Annotated in this window: 19 protein-coding genes; 8 read left to right on the top strand and 11 right to left on the bottom strand. The window is 33.8% G+C overall.

Annotation, left to right across the window (positions count from 1 at the left end; genetic code table 11):
* The first annotated feature begins 37 nt into the window (after positions 1 to 37).
* The gene (locus B3P23_RS14150) at positions 38 to 901 is read left to right on the top strand and encodes an MbnP family protein (protein ID WP_293927230.1); all 864 of its coding nucleotides are present in this window, start codon (positions 38 to 40) and stop codon (positions 899 to 901) included.
* 74 nt (positions 902 to 975) lie between these two features.
* The gene (locus B3P23_RS14155) at positions 976 to 2,004 is read left to right on the top strand and encodes a cytochrome-c peroxidase (protein ID WP_293927232.1); all 1,029 of its coding nucleotides are present in this window, start codon (positions 976 to 978) and stop codon (positions 2,002 to 2,004) included.
* A 62-nt stretch (positions 2,005 to 2,066) separates the two neighbouring features.
* Here the strand turns inward: B3P23_RS14155 and B3P23_RS14160 are convergent, their stop codons facing one another.
* From B3P23_RS14160 to B3P23_RS14170, 3 genes are all read right to left on the bottom strand, one after another.
* Positions 2,067 to 2,315, bottom strand: coding sequence for a redox-active disulfide protein 2 (locus B3P23_RS14160; protein ID WP_248753116.1), 249 nt, complete (start codon positions 2,313 to 2,315; stop codon positions 2,067 to 2,069).
* A gap of 93 nt (positions 2,316 to 2,408) precedes the next feature.
* Positions 2,409 to 3,554, bottom strand: a complete 1,146-nt coding sequence (locus B3P23_RS14165) for an acyltransferase (RefSeq protein WP_349681567.1) — start codon at positions 3,552 to 3,554, stop codon at positions 2,409 to 2,411.
* 546 nt (positions 3,555 to 4,100) lie between these two features.
* The gene (locus B3P23_RS14170) at positions 4,101 to 5,165 is read right to left on the bottom strand and encodes an NADH:flavin oxidoreductase (RefSeq protein WP_293927238.1); all 1,065 of its coding nucleotides are present in this window, start codon (positions 5,163 to 5,165) and stop codon (positions 4,101 to 4,103) included.
* 112 nt (positions 5,166 to 5,277) lie between these two features.
* On the opposite strand from B3P23_RS14170, the gene B3P23_RS14175 reads away from it, so the two are divergent.
* From B3P23_RS14175 to B3P23_RS14195, 5 genes are all read left to right on the top strand, one after another.
* The gene (locus B3P23_RS14175; protein WP_248753118.1) at positions 5,278 to 5,619 is read left to right on the top strand and encodes a winged helix-turn-helix transcriptional regulator; all 342 of its coding nucleotides are present in this window, start codon (positions 5,278 to 5,280) and stop codon (positions 5,617 to 5,619) included.
* Positions 5,620 to 5,929: 310 nt separating this feature from the next.
* Positions 5,930 to 8,107 carry an ATP-binding protein gene (locus tag B3P23_RS14180; RefSeq protein ID WP_293927241.1) on the top strand — a complete coding sequence of 726 codons (2,178 nt, stop codon included), beginning with the start codon at positions 5,930 to 5,932 and terminating at the stop codon, positions 8,105 to 8,107.
* 405 nt (positions 8,108 to 8,512) lie between these two features.
* Positions 8,513 to 8,980, top strand: a complete 468-nt coding sequence (locus B3P23_RS14185) for a ferritin-like domain-containing protein (protein WP_293927244.1) — start codon at positions 8,513 to 8,515, stop codon at positions 8,978 to 8,980.
* Between the two features lie 185 nt (positions 8,981 to 9,165).
* A complete protein-coding gene (locus B3P23_RS14190; RefSeq protein WP_293927247.1) occupies positions 9,166 to 9,687 on the top strand; it encodes a hypothetical protein in 522 nt (173 codons plus the stop codon).
* Positions 9,688 to 9,790: 103 nt separating this feature from the next.
* A complete protein-coding gene (locus B3P23_RS14195) occupies positions 9,791 to 10,189 on the top strand; it encodes a DoxX family protein (protein ID WP_293927250.1) in 399 nt (132 codons plus the stop codon).
* Positions 10,190 to 11,019: 830 nt separating this feature from the next.
* Here the strand turns inward: B3P23_RS14195 and B3P23_RS14200 are convergent.
* The 8 genes from B3P23_RS14200 to B3P23_RS14235 form a co-directional block, all read right to left on the bottom strand.
* Entirely contained in the window at positions 11,020 to 12,465 is a 1,446-nt protein-coding gene (locus tag B3P23_RS14200) for a glycosyltransferase family 2 protein (protein ID WP_293927252.1), read from the bottom strand.
* Positions 12,466 to 13,305: 840 nt separating this feature from the next.
* Positions 13,306 to 13,986, bottom strand: a complete 681-nt coding sequence (locus tag B3P23_RS14205) for a type 1 glutamine amidotransferase domain-containing protein (RefSeq protein WP_349681569.1) — start codon at positions 13,984 to 13,986, stop codon at positions 13,306 to 13,308.
* Positions 13,987 to 14,108: 122 nt separating this feature from the next.
* Complete coding sequence (locus B3P23_RS14210; RefSeq protein WP_293927256.1) at positions 14,109 to 14,699, bottom strand: Crp/Fnr family transcriptional regulator; 591 nt, start codon at positions 14,697 to 14,699, stop codon at positions 14,109 to 14,111.
* Positions 14,700 to 14,775: 76 nt separating this feature from the next.
* Positions 14,776 to 14,991, bottom strand: coding sequence for a hypothetical protein (locus B3P23_RS14215; RefSeq protein ID WP_045754847.1), 216 nt, complete (start codon positions 14,989 to 14,991; stop codon positions 14,776 to 14,778).
* Between the two features lie 3 nt (positions 14,992 to 14,994).
* Positions 14,995 to 15,708 carry a DUF3667 domain-containing protein gene (locus B3P23_RS14220; protein WP_293927260.1) on the bottom strand — a complete coding sequence of 238 codons (714 nt, stop codon included), beginning with the start codon at positions 15,706 to 15,708 and terminating at the stop codon, positions 14,995 to 14,997.
* 272 nt (positions 15,709 to 15,980) lie between these two features.
* On the bottom strand, positions 15,981 to 16,424 hold the full coding sequence (locus tag B3P23_RS14225) for a GNAT family N-acetyltransferase (RefSeq protein WP_293927263.1): 444 nt from the start codon (positions 16,422 to 16,424) through the stop codon (positions 15,981 to 15,983).
* Positions 16,425 to 16,686: 262 nt separating this feature from the next.
* Positions 16,687 to 17,550: a hypothetical protein gene (locus B3P23_RS14230; protein WP_052627684.1), complete on the bottom strand. Its 864-nt coding sequence runs from the start codon at positions 17,548 to 17,550 to the stop codon at positions 16,687 to 16,689.
* A gap of 204 nt (positions 17,551 to 17,754) precedes the next feature.
* The gene (locus B3P23_RS14235) at positions 17,755 to 18,972 is read right to left on the bottom strand and encodes a hypothetical protein (protein WP_293927266.1); all 1,218 of its coding nucleotides are present in this window, start codon (positions 18,970 to 18,972) and stop codon (positions 17,755 to 17,757) included.
* A gap of 131 nt (positions 18,973 to 19,103) precedes the next feature.
* Between B3P23_RS14235 and B3P23_RS14240 the strand changes: the two genes are divergently transcribed.
* A complete protein-coding gene (locus tag B3P23_RS14240; protein ID WP_293927269.1) occupies positions 19,104 to 19,781 on the top strand; it encodes a hypothetical protein in 678 nt (225 codons plus the stop codon).
* Positions 19,782 to 19,830: the final 49 nt, after the last annotated feature.

Here is a 19,830-nt window from a genome sequence, read left to right on the forward strand (position 1 = left end):
CTAACAATAAATAATGTTTAATTAAATAAAAATTGAAATGAAGAATCTAAAAAACTATCTATTATTATCAGCCTGTACACTGGCCATGGTTTCATGTAGTAAAAGTGATGACATGCCTGTGGCTAATCATGTAACCTTACATTTTAATAATACCTTTAAAAATACAACGATAATCTTAGGGGGTGCGAGTTCAACTACTGCTACAACAAATACTTCTGCAGTAGGACAAGTCCATCATTTATCTGAATTGAAATATGTGATTAGCAATATCCGTCTTATCAAAGCTGATGGTGGGGAGATACCTTACCATGTTAATGATCTGGATAAGGGAGCAACAGTTATTGATCAAGCGAAGCAACCTAGTCTCGATTATGTCTTAACGAACATTCCATCGGGTACCTATAAGCAGATCAAATTTGGTTTGGGTGTAAAACAGGATTTGAATACCATCGATCAAGTAAGATTTCCAACATTTTATGCCACTGCTGGTGCTAATGATACTAAAATGATGTGGGAGTGGGGAACAGGTTATCGATTTACAAAATTGGAAGGCTTTTATGAAGTCGATAATAAGACCATGTCTATACACACCGGTAGCACTATTGAAGGAAAGGAAGGAGCATATACGCAAGGAGTGGATGCATACCGGGATATCACCTTAGATCTGACAACAGATGCTATCGTGGGTCAACGTGCCCCTAAAATAACCATCACCGCAGATTTTAATAAACTCTTGAGTGGTAAAACCAATATTACGCTGTCAACGGGGACAGGTATGGGGAATAATGCTACACCAAATGTTCATACTGCTGTTCAAATGCTAAAATTTGTGGACAATCTAGGCGGTAATGGTTCTAGTGATATGTCTGGAATGTTTTCTATAAGTAAAGTAGAAAACTAATTTTTAGCACGAGCTGATCAAATGAGCTGATTTGGGCAGCTCGTGTATTGTTTAATTTAAAAATAGGCATGCAAGTGAAAAAAATAGTAGGGATTATAGTCGTGCTCGCATTGTTGCTCTCTTGTAGTAAAGAAGATGATAAAACTTCCTTTTCTTTTGATAACCCAGAGCTTTCATTGGAAATTCCTGGTGGGTTTCCTATTTTAAATAATAGTGTGAAAAATAATAGGCCAACAAAATATGGAGCAGAACTGGGAGAAAAGTTATTTAATGAAAAAAAATTAAGCGGAAATAATAGCATATCCTGTGCGAGCTGTCACCATAGGGCCCATGCTTTTGCTGATCAAAATCCTAGAGCTATTGGTATCTATGGACGGATCGGTCTGAGAAATACTCCACCAATACAAAATATGGCCTTTATGCAGTTTTATAATTGGGATGGGAATGTTCTGCAGCTAGAAAAGCAACCTTTGGTGCCTATTATAACACATGAAGAGATGAATTCTTCTATTGTGGAAGTTATTGGGAAATTAGGAGGAGACGTGGTATATCAAGATATGTTTAAAAAAGCCTTTGGTGACGAGCATATTACACCTGATCGCATTTATCGTAGTATTGCTCAGTACGCCTATACGCTTATCAGTGCTAATAGTAGATATGATCAAGTAATGCGAAATAAGGGGGGGAAATTTACTAAAAGTGAAGCGCAGGGTTATCAGATATTTAAACAGAAATGCCAGAGCTGTCATAGTACGGAGCTTTTTACGGATCAAACTTTCAGAAACGTGGGCTTTCCGCTACACAGTAGTTCTGAAGAAGCGGGACGAGCTCGGGTGACGGGGATACTTTCCGATTATATGAGCTTTCGTGTTCCTAGTTTAAGGAATATTGAATATACTGCGCCTTATGGCAGCTTCGGACAGTTTGCAACTTTATTAGAGGTGTTGGATTACTTTGATAAAGGTGTTATAGATGCTGAAAATCTGGATCCTATTTTAAAAGAAAATGGCAATCGGATTCCATTAGCGGATCAAGAAAAACAAGATATCATTTCATTTTTGAAAACGCTAAGTGATCCTGAATTTTTAAGATCAGGATCCTAACTTTGGATAATATAATCTACTGGGGCTTATAATAAAAATAAGTGAAAGTTATGATTGATAAATTAGGATATTCCTCTTGTCTTGAGTTCTTGATTGATTTTCTTTAAATTTTTAAAATTAATGATAGTGATGGGTGACAAAGCAAAAGGAATAGCTACCAATGCACTGAATTTTTTGGTTACGGAAATATAGATTCCCATTCCCAATAGGATAAGTAACATAACGGTCAATAGAACTGCAGCTATTGTTGTTACTTTTTTAGCATTGATTAGTTCTTCATTGCTCATTTCATGGTATGATTTCTTATTCATGGTAGGTTGTAGTTGATTGATTGTTAGTTAAAGATAAAAACCTTTGTTTATTAATTTGATTTTTTTATAAAAAAATCAAATCATATAGCATTTTTAAGAATTGTTTAATGATGATTTACTAGTTTTTAAAAGTCGTTTTGTTAAATACTTTCTTACTGGTATGTCGTAAAATTTTAAACAGATATAAGCGAGTATAATACTTCCAATAAGAACAGCGGCTGCACCAGGTAATGACTCTTCAAATGTAAGTTTATGATTTTTTACCCAGGCATAATACAGATAGATAAAAGGATAATGAACCGTATATAAAGGATACGAAATATCGCCTAAAAATTTACATATCTGAGTTGTAAACTTATCGCTGGTTTTTCCAGATGCTCCAAGGTAAACTAATATTGGGAAAATCAAGATACAGCATAAGGTATCATATAGCCCGTTGATCCATAAATACTCTGCTCCGCCAATACGTGGTACGGCAAGAAGAGCAACTAATAGGAGACTACAAATCCAAAAAGCTCTTTTTATATGAACGGGATTGAAAACACGTGAGAGTAATAAACCTGCAGAAAAAGAAAATAGCATCCTTAAAAATCCAGCAGTAAATTCGATTTCGGTCAGCGAGAATCCAGCACATAGATCTCCGTATGGGCCTACTATTGCAAATGTTGCTAAGCCACAACCTGCAATAAAGACTAAACCTGCAAGAATCTTGGTAGAAAATCTTCGGATAATCAAGGCATAGAGTATATTTCCGATATATTCAAAAAATAAAGACCAGCTTGGGCCATTCAAAGGGAACATTTCACCTAGACCGCGTACTTCATGCCCTGGCATTGCCGGGATCAAAAATGCGTTTAATAATGTCGCACCGAGCAAAGCCATGATACTCACAGTAGAAACATCCCACACCGAGCAGCCTTGGAAGTAAAATAGAATAGCGCCAATGATCGCACCTATAAAGACCATGGGATGGAGTCGAATTATTCGGCGTTTGATAAAATCTAAGGTCGATGTTGTTGCCCAACGATCATCATAAGCATAACCAATCACAAATCCCGATAGCATAAAGAAAAAATCGACGGCTAAATAACCATGATTGATGATCTGATCCAAATGACTCGTTGCAAAAGCTTCAAATATGTGAAAACATACCACCGTAATCGCTGCCACTCCTCGTAACCCATCGAGTATAGCGTAATGTGGCTTTGTATTACTGAAAGTTGCTGTTGAAATTTGCATATGGAGCATAACATATAAGTCGGTTGTTCGTATTGTTGGTTTTTGTAAGAGAAAGATGGTGAATATAGGAAATTATAACAATTTATAAAATAATTATTTATAATCAGATACCATCAACTTGTTTGGACTTGTTTATCTCAGCGTATTAAGAGCTAATAAAAACGGTGTATAGGAATATTTAGGTTGATATCTTAAGATTGAGGGAGGCTCGTTGTAATGATGCTGTAATGGTATTATGCATGTAGATGTTAGAATACATCAAATATGATATCAAAGGAATGAAATTAGGTCATGATAAATAGAACAGGATAAGAATATTGCTCGACTTGCAAAAGTTTATATATTCATCTTATTACGTTAATGAATACGTTAAGGGAAATAAAAAACTTATTTTAAAAACACAATTAGGAATGGAAATATCGGTATTTTATCTATAGACTGTATATGCTATAGATAAAATACTTGATGATATCACAACAATCAATTTTTATAAACTCATGATGTAAAATTAGTTTGGAATAGTGCCTTTTTAGTGCTTTGACCGATCTAAGACAAGCTACCCAAACTTTTTGCTTCAAATGTCGACAGTTCATCGAACTTCTCTGCATGTACTTTTTTGACCCAATTTGGATCTTGTAAAATTGCTCTACCTACGGCAACAAGATCAAAATCTCCTCTTTCATATCTGCGAACCAATTCATCTAAGGCAACTGGAGCTGATTTTGATTCGGAATTGGTAAATACATCCCCAAAATCTTGATCAAGACCTACAGAACCCACGGTAATAGTGGGTTGTCCAGAGACTTTTTTCAGCCAACCTGCAAAATTTAGGTCACTGCCTTCAAATTCCGGTTCCCAATAACGGCGTTGGCTACCATGAAAAATATCTACTCCAGCATCGACCAGTGGTAAGATCCAATCTTCTAAAGATGTAGGTGTTGGAGCCAATTTAGCAGTATAATCCTGTTGTTTCCATTGCGACAGGCGTAGGATAATAACAAAATCAGGGCCTACTGCTTGGCGCATCGCTTTTATGACCTCAACAGCAAATCTAGATCTTTCTTTGATTGTTTTACCTCCAAATTCGTCAGTTCTATGATTCATACCTTCCCAGAAAAACTGGTCAATTAAATAGCCATGTGCACCATGAATTTCAAATGCATCGAATCCTAGATCTTTCGCTGCTTTCGCCGCATGCGCATAAGCTTGTATCGTATGTTCAATATCTGCTAAGCTCATCGAGTCTGGACTTTCAAAAGGTGCTGGAGGAGTCCATTGCATCGGTGTATAGCCTACATGCCATATTTGAGGGGCTATTTTTCCACCTTTTTGGTGTACGGCATCAGCAATATTTTTCCAAGCTGCTAATGCTTGGTCACCATAAAAATTTGGAATATCCTTTAGGTTTTTTGAAGAAGGTCTGTCAATGACGGTACCTTCTGTCAGGATCAATCCAACTTCAGCAGCAGCACGACGTTCGTAATAACCTTTGACATCATCACCAGGAATACCATCAATAGAAAATGCTCTTGTCATCGGTGCCATAACAAAGCGATTGTTCAGAACGAGTTTTTTGTACTGAAATGGATTAAATAGTGTTTGTATACTCATTATCTTTTTATTTTAAAATTTGATTGTTGCAAATATATTTCAATTAGTATACTTTTGTAACTATTAATAGTATAAAGTAGTTACCTATATGTAACTATTCAAGAATTTGTATATGAAAAGAACTGATTTGAAAAGCTGCTCGTGCGCTATGCAGCGTTCGATGGGAATTTTAGGAACAAGATGGAAGCCTGTCATCATCTATACTTTGCGAGATCGAAAAGCACGTTTTGGACAATTGGATGCTTTGATAGAACATATATCAAGAAAGGTATTGACAAGCTCGTTGAAAGAGTTAGAAGAGGATGGTGTTATTTTTAGAGAGGAGTTTAAAGAATTGCCCCCTCGAGTCGAGTATTCTTTAACCGAAAAAGGAAAAGCATTGATTCCAATCATGTGTCAATTGGCAAAATGGAATGAAGAATATCATGAAAAGCCAGAAATGGAAATGGTTTAGTTGGCTTTTTTGTTGTATAGGTAGATGAAATTAATGATTCATCTTGTCTTTTCACATCTTAACTATATCCGCAACAATAGGAGAGCTGCGTGTTTTTCAATAAATTGAAAAGTTCATGGAAAAATATAAAATATAAGGGATTCAATCTTCAGTTTTTAAGCGATCGTTTGTGTATTGATTAGTGATTTTTTAATTATATTAGTCACTGGTTTCTGATATTTGAAAAAGTTAATGCTTAATTTATAATATAGCCTTACCTCTTAAATAGTTTCTTAAGATTACCACAATAAATTTTAAAAATTAGCAATTTATGCGTCAATTGGAGTGTCATCAAGAAGAAATACATTTATGTGGTAAGATTCAGTTTGGAGGATTTCTTTTTGTTTTTAACAATAGTGGTTGTGTGGCTATTAGTGAAAATATAACAGATCTTTTAAATAGGACTATAGATCAAGTATTGGGTTTACAAATTGAAGATATATTAAGTTTACTGTCTCAAGAAACGGAATGGAATCTTGCAGAAATAGAGCGTCAGATCAACGGGCAGGTGTTTATACGTTTTGTTGAACGGATCCAGATCGACAAAATAGAATATTACTTAAGTATATATAGCTATGATGAAAAGAAATATATCGAAATAGAACCTTGTAATGAAACTCATTTAAAGGAAACACGATTATTTTACTATGCTAAATACCTGGAAGAACAGCATGATCGCGCATGGCAATCTTTGACGGTTCTAATAAGACAAATCATTGGATTTGATCGGGTGATGGTTTATCAGTTCCTTGAAGATCACAGTGGTCAGGTTATTGCGGAATCCATTTCTGAGGATATGACTTCTCTCATTGGTTATCGATATCCTGAATTTGATATTCCCGAGCAAGCACGAGCACTATATACCAAATTTCTGGCTCGAAATATTGCAGATATTGATGCGTCTACAGTTAATGTAAAGGGGATAGATCCAAAGGAATTAGATCTTACAAGATGTAGTCTCAGAGCTTTATCGCCGATCCATTTGCAGTACCTACGAAATGCTGGGATGCGCGCTAGTGCAAGTTTTTCCATTATTATGAATGGAAAGCTTTGGGGATTGGTTGCTTGTCAAAATCGGCAACCACTGCATGTTGACCTTGCGCAACGACATTTAGGCGCTTTCCTTACGCAATATGCCGTGAACTATTATCTTTCGGAACATCAGAAAATAAATCTGTTCAATCAGGAAGTCATGGGAGCGATGGAGATTGACCTCAAGTCCGAGCTTCTAATCAAAACAGATATGTATGCTGTTCTTGAAAAGTTTGCACCACAAATTATGAAAATTGCCGAAGCTGATGGGTTGATCATTTTACATGATCGGGGACGTAAATCATTTGGAGATGTACCGACTGAGGAGCTTCATGCGCAAATCGATCAAAGTTTAATAAATCATGAAGAAAATTTATATGCCACTTCAAATTTTGTTTATGATATACCAGCTCACATAATAGATCCGATTATCTTTCCAGGTGTGATCAGAATAAATGTTCAGCCTGGGAGTAAAGTATATATGTATTTGTTTAGAAAGGAGCATGTATATGAAGAGATATGGGCAGGCAAACCGGAGAAAATATTTAAATATGATCCAGAGAATAATGTAAAATTTCCTTCACCCAGAACATCGTTTGATGCATGGATCGAACACACAAAAGGTAATGCTCCGAAATGGAAACAATCTGAACTGTCGTTTATGGGCAGAATCGTACAGATTATACAGCAGGCCATTGCGCAGCGAAGTGTCGAAATAGCCAACTTAAATAAAGAGCTTGTTCGATCAAATAATGCACTAGATACATTTAGCTATACGCTGACACATGATCTTAAAAACCCACTTTCTTCAATACAGCTTGCAGCACAAATGATTCTTTTAAAAAATGACATCTCCAAAGAACTGTTGCATAAATTAGGTGAAAATATTTTGGATGCTACTCGTTTGATTACAGAGATGATGGATAAAGTATACCAATTATCTCAGTCTAACTATGTGGCATTCAAGAATGAATTGATCGATCCGCGAACAAAAATTCTGAGTATTTTAGAAAGTTGTAAGCAACAGTATGGTGTTGTAGATCTTGACTTTAGGCTTGGTCCTACGATTCCTATTTTAGGAGAAAGAACGTTACTATATCAATTGTTTTTAAATTTGATGGGTAACGCTATTAAATATAGGAGTACGATTCAAAAGCCATTTGTTGAGATATCCAGTGAGAACGTAGGCAACTCTGTTTTTTATTATATTAAGGACAATGGCATAGGTATGGACCTTAGAGAAGGCGTCAATATATTTGATATCTTTAAGCGATTGCCTAATTCTCAGGGATATGAGGGATCGGGTATTGGACTTTCTATTGTCAAGCGTATCATTGATCGTTTAAATGCTGAAATTACTGTTAAAAGCGAACTTCATGTTGGAACTACTTTTTGTATTGAATTTAAAAAAGAATAATCGACATCTGTAGTCGCTTTGCGCCAGAGATAATCGAAATAAAGATAACTTGAATATCTTTATCTGGTCAACTATATCTACTGTTTAAATAGGCTGGGAGGGACGCAGGTTAAGCTTGGGCTAAACAAACTTATTAAAGCTTATCAAAATATTGGAGTTCCTACTCATATGATTTATTCATGTATAAATATCTATTCATCAAATAGATGTTTTCAAGATGTCTTTAGTGGATCTGAGTTGGACGTCTAAAAGCGAAATTATTATATCCACGACCCAACCACTTTTTATTGCTGGAGGTAAATACGTTATCGCAGTGTTAATACCCGAAATGAATTTAATACTGAACCTATTGCTGATGTTGTTGTTTTCAATGCAATGATTTACAACTCAAATAACATAATTGCTATGGAAAATCAAATTAATAATCCAGAAATTATCAATGATCTTATCAAGATCAACAATGATCGCATAGAAGGATATAAAACAGCATCTGATCTTGCAAACAATATGGGAGTGGATAGCTTAGGTGGTATTTTCGGGAAATATATGCAGCAATCAAAACAATTTATAGAAGAGTTAACACCTTATGTTAAACTCGAGGGTGAGGAACCAACGGAAAGTACGATGATGAGTGGTAAACTTTTTAGAATGTGGATGAATGTTAAAGTAAATATTTCAGGAAATGATAAGAGAAGCTTATTGGAAAGTTGTGAAAAAGGAGAAGATGCTTTTAAGGAAACCTATAAAAACACACTAGAAGAGGATGCTGATCAGTTATCAATAGAAGTGAAAAATATGGTGTTGAACCAACTGGGTAAGCAGCTAGCTGCGCATAATGATATTAAAATGTTACGTGATAACGCATCGTTATAAAACAAGACTTTATTATGTAATTGTAGTTTGAATATAAATATAGTATATTTAAATTACTGAATTAAATGAAAAGGGGACCCATGTCCCCTTTTCAACATAAGGCTTATATCACCTGATGGTATGCTGCACAACATTCATTTTATAAACTTAGAAATTGGAATATAAACATCATAATTGGAGAGAATATGGGAAAACGTTTTTTTGTGTGTGTATTTTTTGTGTTAAGTACAATTATTTGCTTTGGTCAAATTGATATTGATAAAATAAGATCTGACTATTCGGTAGCTGTTAAAGATAAAAAACTCTGTGAGAACAATCTAAAAACCTTAGAATCTGGAGCCAAAACTGCAACAGAACAAGGATATCTCGCAGCATATGAGATATTATGGGCAAAGCATAAGAACAATCCATTTACAAAGCTAAGCCAGTTTAAAAAAGGTAAGAATAGACTAGAATCTGTTATATCAAAAAATAAAGACAATATTGATCTGCATTTTATAAGATGGTCTGTCCAAACACATGCTCCCTCATTTCTAGATTATCATAAAGATCGATTAGTGGATAAAAATTTTTTAGTTCAAAATCTTAAAAAATTGCCAAGTCAAGAAGGTAAAAAAATAATTTTCAAATATCTGAAGGAAGCAAATAGTTATTTGAAAGGGGATCATGTATTCACGAAAGATGAACTTGCGGAACTGTCAAAATAGAGACTTTCTGTGGAGTTTTAAAAATATTGTCATTATAAAAAACCTTTTCCCATTGTCGGTTGTACCTATACTGATCGATATTGATAAAATAAATAATATGCTGATGAATCAATCCTATTTTCAAAAGATAAGCAGAATTGCTCTCGGTACGTTTTTAATGACTGCTGGTATCTCACATCTAACATTTGCTCGTAAAAAATTTCGGGCTCAGGTGCCTAATTGGGTTCCTCTTAAAAAAGATGATACGGTGGTGTTTTCTGGACTAGCGGAAATTTCTTTAGGTGCTGCTCTAATTTTTACAAATGAAAAACATAGAGAAACTGTTGGTCAAATAGCGGCTGGATTTTTTACATCTGTGTTTCCTGGCAATATCGCCCAATATGTAGAAAAACGTGATGCCTTTGGTCTCGATACCAATGCTAAAAGATTTGCACGACTGTTCTTTCAACCCGTACTTATTGCTTGGGCATTAGCGAGTACGAAGGATAACAAAAGCAAATAAAATAACTTTCTTTTTTTATTCAAAACATATTATTTTATCTCAAATAGTAATATGATGGATATATTATTTTTAATAAAATTCCTGTATTAATTTCTTAATACCATTTTCAACAATATATACCTAGCCTTTATGCTATGTTTTGAGTCACATTGGTTCAGTACAAGGAGTATAATGGATCCAATTATTCACAACATGCCTAAGCATGATTAATACGTGCTGATATTATCAATTGGTTATAATTTGTAGATGCTCCTTTCCTATGGATATATCTACTTTGGCATGTCTTAGTTTTGCAATCTACGGTATGCTGAATTTACTTGGATGTGTTGAGAAAGTGCCTCATTGCCATTTACAAATAAAGGGGTAGAGTCTGAGTGAAAATTTTGGATTTTGATAGGCGACACTAGTCATCTCATGATGGATTGAAATTTCATTTGCCAATTCTTCATAAATTTCCATTTTTAAACAATTTTCTGTGCTTTTATCAGTTTCGATCTTTCTTCCCCGAAATTTTCATTTCAATATAGTGTTCATTAAATTAGAACGGTTAGATTAATACTTTTGATCATGTTATAGTGATGTGGCCAGAGTATCATGGTGGATTAAAAATAGATATTCTACCCTTCTAAAATGGTCATATCCGATTGTCATAGATGGTTTATCATGTTCATTCATGTATCAAGATTGTGTATGATAAATTACTTACTAAAATGGCTTAGGGATTGTATTAAATACCGAAAGGGCAAGCATTATGCGAAAACGCATAACCTTGCCCAAATCGTAATCATATTAATTAAATATGATACATGGAATATTATTATTTACTGGAGTTACCCTCTTGTCAACCATCCGCTGCGTCCTGCTGTAGCAATTGCATATGGAGTAATCCAGAATAGAGAGAATGTATAGAATATACTGTAAGTATAAGCCCAAAATGCTTCTTTTTTATTGTCACTTTTTGAGGCAAAGAAGAATGCTTGAATACTTGAAAAAATTAGTATTCCTACAAAAGTTGAACTCAAGAACATTAAAGGATAATGAAATATTGTCCACATCATTAACAAAAGCAGCGGATAGGAAAGCAATACTTTTTTCCATTGCATAAGTAATAAAATACGCGTTCCTAATTTTTTGCCTTCACGGAAATTAGTAAAAGCAAAACGGCTCATCATAATATTTTCACGCACATTACTTCTTTCCCAACGAATAAACATCTTATATAAGTTTTTATAACGTACAGGAGTATCGGTATAGACATATGCATTGGATTGAAACAAAACATGGAAACCTTGTTTCAAAATCATGTTGGTCATAGCCCTGTCTTCTCCAATATCCGAAGGTTGATTCATGAATGTTTGATTCATCCAATCTTCTAAACAAGTCATGACGGCATCTTTTCGATATGCTGATAAAGCCCCCGGTGTACACATGACCGAACCTAATACACTTTGTGCGGAGCGGACAAATTCAAAACTGAATATAAAACTCACACTAAGCATGCGTGGTATTATAGCTTTTTTATTATTGAGTACACGAACATTTCCAGCAACAGCACCACAATCTTTATTTTTCACAAAAGGAGAGGCCATATTTCTAAGTGTATCTTTTTTTACCACAGAATCACTATCAACAGTAATGAATATATCACCTTTACCTAATTTGAAACCACGGTAAAGCGCATGTCGTTTTCCCATATTCTTAGGTTGTTGATAAATTTCGACGCGATCACCCAACTCTGCTTTAGCGCGTTGTATCCACGAGAATGTATCATCTTTACTACCATCATCGATTGCTATTAATTGGAGCTTGTGACCAGGATAATCGCTATTAGCAAGACTACGTAAAGTATCATAGACAAGATGTCCTTCATTGTAAGCTGGTACTATAACTGTACATGAAGGCAATTCTTCATCAGATACAGAGGCAATAGGCTTATATTTTGTATGTAAAATTATTAAATAGACCAAGAAACTGATACTGGATAGTAAAAGGAAAATACCGAATCCAATAATTATAGTTCCGCCAATGCTATCTAGACGTTCAAAACGTAATGCTTCGAATTCTGTCTGAAGCATATATAGGCCAAATACTGACGTTAATAAAATCAAAAATGTTATGCCCCATATACTATACTCTTTGAGACCATATTGAATTGATTTGCGTAACAAACTGTTTTTTTGTTGTTTTAATTGCTGCTCGTTTGAATTTAATACAGCTGGCTTTACTAGCACCTTAACCTCCTTTGTAGGAGTGAGAACTTCTTCCATGTAATTCATATCCTATATTATTTAGTGTGTGTTAATGCATTTGATCTTAGATACAAATGACAAACTTACCTTTGTAATAAAAATATTACGATTTGGTATTTACAAAAGACATGCCTCAATAATTAGCACGAATTGAACTAAATTTATAATTGTAACAAACTTGATATAATAAGTGGTGTTGTAAATAGTTGATTTACAGTGATATTTATGTGAATATTTTTATTTAAATCTTTTTTAACATGATATATGGTATGTGCGTTTTTTAAGGTTTTTTAACATTTCGATCATTTTTTCATTATATTCTTTATGGTTATGATTTCGAATTTGTACTGTAATTTGGGATAATTATCCATAGATCTTATTCCATTGTGACGAATATTTGGATGGTTTTTCTTTTAGAATTGCTGTTCTAGTAAACAAGATCATCCTACCTAAATTTGTCAATTAGATGGCTCTCCTTAATATAATTTGATGTTCAAATAGATATTTCCACTTTACAGATGCAAATAGGGTGGTTTGATGATGAAAAATGAACTAATGCCAATGTAAAAGAATGATAGAGTAGTTGTAGGTCCCTGCCAATATAAAAAAGATAGATAGATGATTTCTAGGTACCCATCTGTTACTGGGTCTGGTAGTAAAGAATTTGCTGCTCTTTCTGTTTTTTAGAAAGTATAATTAAAACTTATGTCAAATGTTGCTATTTCAGCTACATATGAAACGGGTCGAGGTTCTAAGGTGACTTTTGTGAAATAAAAAAACTAGTCTTATATACGAGAAATAGAAAACGGATTGGCCCTAAGGGATCAATCCGTTGATTAATAGTTTAAAACTGTATTGCATTAATATCTATTTCGATAATAGGGCGAGTAATTCCTTAGCCGTTTCTTCTGAAGAACCTGGATTTTGACCTGTGATCAAATTGCCATCTTTTAAAACATAACTACCCCAATCTTCTCCTTTACTATAATCACCACCAAGTTTTATAAGTTCATCTTCTACTAAGAAGGGAACAACATCTGTCAATTGAACAGCCTCTTCTTCAGAATTCGAAAATCCAGTAACTTTTTTACCTTTTACTAATGGGATACCATCGCTGTCTTTAACAAACCGGAATACACCAGGAGCATGACATACCGCGGCAACAGGCTTATTGTTTTTCCAAAAATCTTCTATAAGTGTTATAGAGGTTTTATCATTCGCCAAATCCCAAAGTGGGCCATGTCCTCCGGGATAAAAAATAGCATCGTAATCCTGTTCTTCTACTTCACTCAATATCATGCTATTGGCCAATTTAGCTTGTAATTCTTTGTCCCCATCAAATCGTCTTGTCGCTTCAGTCTGGAATTCTGGAAGTGCGCTTTTAGGATCTATCGGAGGTTGTCCCCCTTTTGGAGAAGCGATTGTCACATCGACTCCTGCATCAGCCATAACATAGTAGGGTGCAGCAAATTCTTCGATCCAAAAACCTGTTTTATTTCCTGTATCTCCAAGTTGATCATGAGAGGTAAGTACGACTAATACTTTCAAATTTTCTTTTTCCATCTTTAAAATTTTTTAAATGATATCACAAAATAGGGTATAAATTATCGAACCCTTATGTGATATACATCACATTTTAAAGAATGTTTGTTTTGGTGACATATATCATCCTATCTGGCATAATACAGGCGGCTGAGGGTTTCGCGGGATACACCAAGATACGCCGCAATTAAATGCTTTGGAACCAGGTTGTAGAGTTCTGGATATTGTTGCATCAATTCTTCATACCGACTTCGGGCATCGTTGTTAAGTAAGGAGAGGATTCTTTTTTGTAAACCTATATAACCCTTATTGGAACGCCACCTTAGAAAAGTTTCCACTTCGTGTATTTCTTTGCACACTTTTTCTCGGTCTTCACTAAACAGGCAAAGGGTATCTGCATCACTTACACAATCCAGATTAACTGTTGCTTTTTTATTGTTATGTAACGCATTATAATCAGATGCCCACCAGGTTTTTGTTGCAAATTGTAGGATGTGCATCTTTTGTTCATCATTAACAAAAAATGTTTTAAGACAGCCATTTAAAACAAAATACTCGCATGGTACATCATCACCAATTTGGATGATGGATTGTTTCTTCTTAAATGATACGGGTTTAAAAAAAGAAAAGAAGTAATCAAACTGTTCATCGTTGAGTTGAATAGTTTGATCGATATGTCGTCTAAGAATTTCGCGATCCTTCATGAGTAGAAGATACATTTTTTATAGCAAAGTTCAATAATATCTCGATTATTGAACTTTGCTCTTTCTTATTATTTAGAATGATCATCAGCTTCTAAACGATATTTTGATCTTTATTTTTGTTTTTAAGTTTGTTCTTTAGATTTTTCCCGAGTATGTAAATGGAAAATATAAAGACAACGCTGTAAACAATAGCTAGTGCTGGTTTCTCAAATTTTAGATTTTCAAAGTCGAATTCTTTATATAATCTTACCCCAATTATGATCGCTATAATACCAAAAATAAAGGATGATGCTTTTTTATTTTCCATATGTTAATGTTTTATAAGTATGTCAATTAATGTTCCTATTGCAACAGCTAAAATTGCAGCACTCACGACCCCTAACATATATGCAGCAAATCCTTTTAGATAATTACTGAGTTTCTTGTCAAAAAATTGTCCAATAGCCCAACTGAAATATGCAATTCCAATAATGCCTCCATATTGCATGATGTCAATTTTTATTAAAGCTTGCAAGAGTGCGCAACATGCAAAAATGAGCATTTCTATCCCCATGACAAAACAAAGTAAGATTAGAATCTCAAATAAATTGTAGTTATAGTTTTTAAAAAATATTTTAACCCAGAAAGCAATGAATATTCCAAGTATAATATTGGAATAACCATAGTGAGCTTGCACCCAAGTAAAAATTTTTCCTGTCGTTGTTTGCTCGATTTCTTGATAATTTATATAGCCGTCTTCTATATGGAAAAAACCATTAATCAACGAATAAATAAGAGAAGTTACAATAATAAATATGATTGGTTTTACAAGTCGAGCACGATTTTCTGAAATATAATGCCTGACATTATCACCGGGTTTGGTTAGTAATTCTCTTATCGTATATAAAATCCCTCTTTCGAAATGTAAAACATGCTCGATTTGGTGCGTAATGTAGTGTCTATCAATTCTTTTAAGGATTGCGGGTTGTCCACAATTTGGACAATAGTTTTGAAAGACTTCGGTGTTGCAGTTTTTACAATTCATTTATTTTTTAATATTTTACACAATATGTAGTTAAGGTTAGTTCGGTTAAAACTGCTATTTATATACAAATATGTAAAAGTTTCATCAAATATGCAATTGCAGTTAGGTTTTTAAGATACCAACGATAAGTAGATTGTTTAAGCAGATTATTGTAGATATGATTATGCTACTTATTGGTTCCATTTTGTGTGTTAGGTCGGAGATTGGTTATTTGAAATCATTAACTATTGTGAGCATAGATTTAATTGATTAATCATTAAGCACCAAGTAGTCTATTTTTCCATCTTCATGAAACATTGATCTATTCCCTTTCCAAAACCATCCTGTACAATAGCTATGGTATGAAATCCATTTTTTTCGTAAAATGCTGCAGTATGCTGTGAGGTTTCCAATACATATGTTTTATTCGGGTAGCAGTTTTTCATGATCTCTAGCCTATATTGAGTAAGGAGTTTACCTATTCCTTTTTTATGATGCTGGGCATGCACCATTCCCCATGCTAGACTGGCTTCGCCTTTTATTTCGTCAATAAAAATTCCTCCACAGGCTAATATCTGCTCACCTTCTTTAATCAGGTAGTAATTTTCATGAGTATGGTGATCTAAAAAGTTTTCAAATAATGGCAACTCTTGCTGGTCAAAAAAGATCGGTAAATTACTTTTAAATATTTCGATACATTTTTCCCTGTAAAATGCTGTATAGTTTATGAATAGCATGAAAATAAAAAATTTAAGCAATTAAGATACAGCAAAAGTAGTAGAATACCTAACAGGTCATGGTTTTTTAAGAGATTGTATTATCTTCCAATTGATTCCAATAGCCTTTTAATGAAGAGTGTATTAAAAATGGTTGTTTACCATAACGTTAGTAGTACGATAGGAGTAATAATCAATGGATATGGTAATTTTTAAATATTGGGTTTGATTATCTATTATCATCATTTAATAATGGCATCATGAATAAAGGTATGGATCGTGTTTATTTACTTTCAATTCTCGTTAAGATCATGATATCTCGATCTATGGAATCAATTTTATATAAATTGTTTGATGGATAAAATGCACTGTCGAAATGGATCATATTCTTTGAAAATTTAAATCTTCCCTTAGTCGTTTGCTGATTATTGGGAATGGTATAAGACTCCCGGTACATGCGATCGTATTCCTTACGGTGACGCCATGCATTTTGATATGTAATTGTTTTTTTTCCTTTATAGGTTCCATCTTTGCTTAATTTAATTAAATAAGAAGTTTCTATATCATAAGATTCGGGACTCCATGCCGTATCGGGTTTGACCGGATTCTCAAATCGATGGAGTAATCCGCCATTGAATTTGTTGTCAAAATTAGGATTATTGGTGATTGGGTTTTGAAGACGATAATTTTTATTGATCCCAAATAAGGTATCGAGATTTTTATTTGCAACAAATTGCCAGTTGTCGTAAATATAATCTTCAGGTTGGATTACTTCACTTATACGTTTAATATATAGGGTATCTAGATTGTCTATGGCACCCTTTGTTCTACCGCCACCATATCTGCTAAAAAAATCTTTGCTATAACTTTGATAACCTGGCTTTTCTATATCCAATTCAAAAAATAAAGGCGGAGCCTCCATAACCATGATCTCTGATAATAAAAATCTACTTGACCTGATTTCTTTTAAATAAAATTTTCCGTTTTCATCAGTATGTGTTTCTCCAACTTTACAGCCAGGGATAGGCTTGTTGTCATAATCATAAATATAGCCTGTGATAGCGGGGCGGCTTAATCTTGAAATACAAGAATTAAAGAAGCATAAGATTGTACTTAAACACAAGATAATGATGATGCTTTTTTTCATGATTTTAATTTATTTGTATCTAAGCCTATTTTCTTTCAACGAATAATTGACTTATTTGTTTTCCAAAGTAATCGATTTTGAATTGGGTAATGTATTCTCAACATAATTTTTTATTTATCAGGTTCGAATAGATTTTAATATCTATTTTGTAGATATTATCTTATCGATTTATAATCGATCCATTTGTCTGGGGATATACTAATTCTATATATTTTTGAGATCAAAAGATTTTATATAACCTGTTCCTTGAAAGGAAACACGTGCACCTACAATTTTACCAATACTTTTTGCAAAACGATCTTCATAAATCTTCGTTCCATTCAAATCAATTTTTATAGATTTTGATTTTGAAATACAGCTGATTTGTACTGGTTTTTTAAAATCAGTCGAGAATGTTGATAAGTCATTTGTCATCCCATCAACTAACTTTTCACCAATCCTTAATTTAAGTTCCCCAACACATCCTGGTGTTGATAAAGGAATGGTAATCACACCTTCAGTTCCTAATAACATAATACTTGCTTGTTTGCAAGGATTATTGTAATGGTTAGCAGTATTTTGTAGTTCAAGCTTTAATGCAAAATTTTCACTGGAAACATTGAATTTTTTACTTACATGAGTAAGAATAAGCGTTGGTACTTCTTTTTGATTATCCAATTGCTCATTCTTTAAATCACTTTCTTTAATCCCAACCCAATCGCCATGATTAACCGTCTTTTCTGGTAAGTAAATGAGTATTGGTTCCCTACGAAGCATTCCCATCCAATCTTTAGATTCTATCAGAATATCATGTTCACGAACGATCGAATCATTGAGAATCAATTTAGCTCGGTAATAGCCAGGCATGTAATAGGTACTCGTATATTCATGTTTATTTTTATCTACTTTAAATCTTCTTTTAGGATCCCAGCTTTGTTGGATAAAAACACTGTCCGCATTACTTTTGCTCACATTGTATTTGAATATCACTGTATTTGGCACGCCAAAGGTGACAGGTCTACTGGAAAAAGTGATCTGACTATAGATTAGTTTTTTAGCATCTTTAATGAAGAATGCAAAGCTGATCAACAGTGTACATGCTAAGATTAAAAAAGCAAGAAAGAAAGGATGCTTGAAATCATATTTTTTACGATTTATTGGAGTATGGCTTATATTTAACGAATTTGTAAAAGATCGCCAGTTAGGAAAATCAGCAAACTTTGCTAGAGCATCCAGTGTACTCAAATTTGGAGTACTATTATATTGAATTTTACCCCAAATACGTTTTAAAGTACTGGCACTTAGCATGACATTGGTCTGCTCGAATATCAGATTGCTCAGATTCTCAAAATCTTGAGATTGCCACAAAGAGCTATTTCCCCAACCAAGTTTGTTTTCGATCAGTTCTTTGCATTTATCTATAACCTGTTGATTTTTAAACATATATTTCTTGTGATCAATCTTGAAATGACTTGAATGGCTTTGAATATACAACTTATCCAGCATATAAATATCTTAGTTGCCGAACAATAAATTAATTAAATATAAATTTCAAACCCTAACACATGTTAAAGATGAATAGATTTAAAATTTTTCTATGTATCATAACTTTTATCAGTCTTACGTTAAGCACCCGTGCACAAGAAATTATTCTTAAACCAGTTCTCTCGCATCAGGCATTAGAAGTGATCAATAGAACAATAGTTGTTTTAAAAGATCAGCATAATAGGCCGATCGTGAATGTAAAGGCTCAACCTTATCCTGGTATTGCTTGGATAAAAGGAATTGAATTTCAAAATGGGATAATTGAATTTGATGTAAAAGGAAAGGATGTTTTACAGGAGAGTTTTGTAGGAATTGCCTTTCATGGCATGCGTGATAGCATATATGAAGCAGTTTATTTTCGTCCGTTTAATTTTCATGCCAAAGATCCAATAAGAAGAAAACATGCTGTACAGTACATTGCAGTCCCTGAAAATGATTGGCCTTATTTAAGGGAGAATTTTCCGGATAAGTATGAAGCTCCTTTGTCAATCCCCGTCGATCCTAATGACTGGTTTCATGTCAAAATTATTATTCATAATAACAACATTAAAACCTTTATAAATGGAGATCCTAATCCTGCTCTTATTGTTGAATCTCTTCATCCGAATACAGGTGGCAAAATAGGTTTTTGGACTGGACACAAATCGGATGGTTATTTTTCGGATCTGGTTATTACTCGTGAAGGCAATAGTGTCTTAGTAGAATAATAAAAGATGAGTTAAATATATTTTAGTAAATAAATCCCATGTATAAGTT

Origin of the sequence: Sphingobacterium sp. UBA6320 (assembly GCF_002440335.1) — a bacterium.
In the GTDB taxonomy this organism is placed as follows: Bacteria; Bacteroidota; Bacteroidia; order Sphingobacteriales; family Sphingobacteriaceae; genus Sphingobacterium.